This is a genomic window from Streptomyces sp. NPDC054956, from assembly GCF_053609185.1.
This window is the reverse complement of record NZ_JBSGXB010000578.1, coordinates 1-2,144: the sequence shown is the minus strand read 5'-3', so window position 1 is coordinate 2,144 and position 2,144 is coordinate 1. Positions and strand designations below refer to the sequence as shown.

At 72.6% G+C, this 2,144-nt stretch carries 4 protein-coding genes; 1 reads left to right on the top strand and 3 read right to left on the bottom strand.

The window, feature by feature from the left end:
- Positions 1-335 (bottom strand): DEAD/DEAH box helicase (locus ACWGDE_RS38430; RefSeq protein ID WP_453393727.1); only part of this gene is annotated, 335 nt, incomplete at its 3' end.
- A 96-nt stretch (positions 336-431) separates the two neighbouring features.
- Complete coding sequence (locus tag ACWGDE_RS38425; protein ID WP_453393726.1) at positions 432-926, bottom strand: MarR family transcriptional regulator; 495 nt, start codon at positions 924-926, stop codon at positions 432-434.
- Between the two features lie 97 nt (positions 927-1,023).
- Here ACWGDE_RS38425 and ACWGDE_RS38420 point away from each other — a divergent pair, with 97 nt between their 5' ends.
- On the top strand, positions 1,024-1,392 hold the full coding sequence (locus ACWGDE_RS38420) for an HGxxPAAW family protein (RefSeq protein ID WP_453393725.1): 369 nt from the start codon (positions 1,024-1,026) through the stop codon (positions 1,390-1,392).
- On the opposite strand, the gene ACWGDE_RS38415 is transcribed toward ACWGDE_RS38420, so the two are convergent.
- Positions 1,310-2,144, bottom strand: an 835-nt coding sequence (locus tag ACWGDE_RS38415; protein WP_453393724.1) for a 2OG-Fe(II) oxygenase family protein, incomplete at its 5' end; no start/stop codon positions are given. The two genes, ACWGDE_RS38420 and ACWGDE_RS38415, sit on opposite strands and share 83 nt — an antisense overlap.

Sequence of the window (2,144 nt, the reverse complement as noted above, 5' to 3'; positions counted from 1 at the left end):
ATGGCCAGGCCGTAGGCGAGCGTCTTGCCAGAGCCGGTGCGGCCGCGTCCGAGGATGTCACGTCCGGAGAGGGAGTTGGGGAGGGTCGCCGCCTGGATGGGGAACGGCTCCGCCACCCCCTGGTCGGCCATCGTCTTCACCAGCTCAGGGGGCAGGCCGAGCTCCGAGAAGGACTCCACCGGCGGCAGCGCCGGCGTGGTCGTCCGGGGCATTGAGTACTCGCCCTGGGGGCCGAGGGTCCGCGGGGTCTTCCCGCCGCCCTTGGCACCGCCCTTCGGGCCTGCCTTGGCTCCGGCCTTGATGCCGAAGCGCCCATGAGCTGACGGGTTCTTCATGCAGAACCTTCCGTGAGACGCGTATCAAAATGTTTGGGTCAAGTTGTCTGTGAGTGCGACGCGAACGTCGCCAAAAGGCAAATTTTACCATCGGGACTACGGGGCGACGGGCCCGAGTTCCGCGGCCCGCACCCGGTCCAGATGGGCGGTGACCTCGGCCGTCGCCCTGCCGAACCAGTCCGCGATGACGGCGATCTCGTCCGGGGTGTACTCGGCGAACACCGCGCCGAGCCGCGCGTAGAAGGGCTCGTACACGGCGAAGACCCGGGCGGCGGCGGCCGGCTCGGCGACGACCCGTACGCGGCGCCGGTCGGCGGGGTCGGGCTGCCGGCGCGCGTAGCCGGCGCGCTCCAGGCGGTTGAGCACCCCGGTCACGGCCCCGGTGGTGAGGTTGGTGAGCTCGGCGAGGTCTCCCGCGCCGAGCGGGTTGTCCCCGGCACCGAGGATGTGGCCCAGGCAGGTCAGGTCCGTGACGTTCAGCCCCAGCAGCTGCGCCACCTCCTGCTGGCCGAGGATGCCGAGGGCGACGTACCGGTCCATGCGCGTCAGCGCTTCCTGGACCGTGGCCGCGGGGCGGGGCTTGCCCTGCACGCGGATACTCCTTAGCATCTAAGTTACTTAGCTCGTGAGATAAATGGCTTTCTCCGTGAGAGACAGCCTTTCGAGCCTACTGAACCAGGGGAGAACGATGAGCGCTCACGGCCACGTGGACCTCGGCCACACCGTCGCCGGCTGGACCGGAACCGCGATCGCCCTCGTGGGCTCCGCGGCGGCCGGCGCGGCCATGTGCGCCGGCTGGGCACCCGGCATCTGGATCGGCCTCGGGATCGTCGCCGTGGCCGGGCTCGTCACCTGGCTGCTCCACCTCGCCGGCTGGGGCAAGCCGACCGGTCCCCGCCCGGAGGACCAGTGGGACTGGCGGGTCCGTGACACCGTCGCGCACTCCGGCCACACCGACTGCCTGGGCTGCCGGATCAGCGGGCCGCGGCGAGCCCTCGCAGCAGCCCCTCGGACTCGATCCGCCGCGTCGTTGCCCGCTGCGGATAGCAGCGCATGAACATCCGGGTGAAGTGCTCCCCGTAGTGGATGTGCGGGCCCGCGGCGTCCGCGTGCGGGCCCGCGGGGGCCGTGCCCGGATCGAGCGGGCGGACCCGGGCCCCGAAACGCGGCTCGTGGAAGTACGCGAGGGCGTACCGCTCCCGGTCGGCCAGGCGCACCTTGTGCGGGGTGGACAGCAGGGCGCCACCGGTCATGAACTGCAGGATGTCGCCGGGGAAGACGGTCAGCACGCGCGGCACGGGCCGTACGTACGTCCAGCCCGGCCGGTCCTCGGCGAAACCCGCCGTGCTCTCGCCGGGCAGCCAGTTGCGGGGGCGGCGCTCGCCCGCCACCGGCGGACGCACGAAGAGCCCGCCCACCTCGTCCTGGGCGGCGATGACGAGCAGCCCGTAGTCCGTGTGGGCGCCGATCCCGCGCTCGGCGGTCCGTCCGGCGGCCGGGAAGCGCAGCACCCGCATGTGGTGCCAGCCGCCGCGGGTCGGCCCCGCCAGCCGGTCGATGCCGGCCGTACCCAGGCCGAGGCCGAGGGCCACGAGCCGCAGCAGTCGGTCGCCGAGCCCGCCGACCCCCGCCAGATAGGTCTCCATGACCGCCCGGTAGCCGGAGTCCGGCCAGGGGACCGGTCCGTGGCAGGGCAGGGCGCCGGCCGCGCCGGTACGGATGTCGGGGGTGATGGTGAAGATCTCGGACGCGTCCGGCCGGCCCGCCGTGACCTCCTCGCCCGAGGCGATGTACCCGCTGTACGAGGTC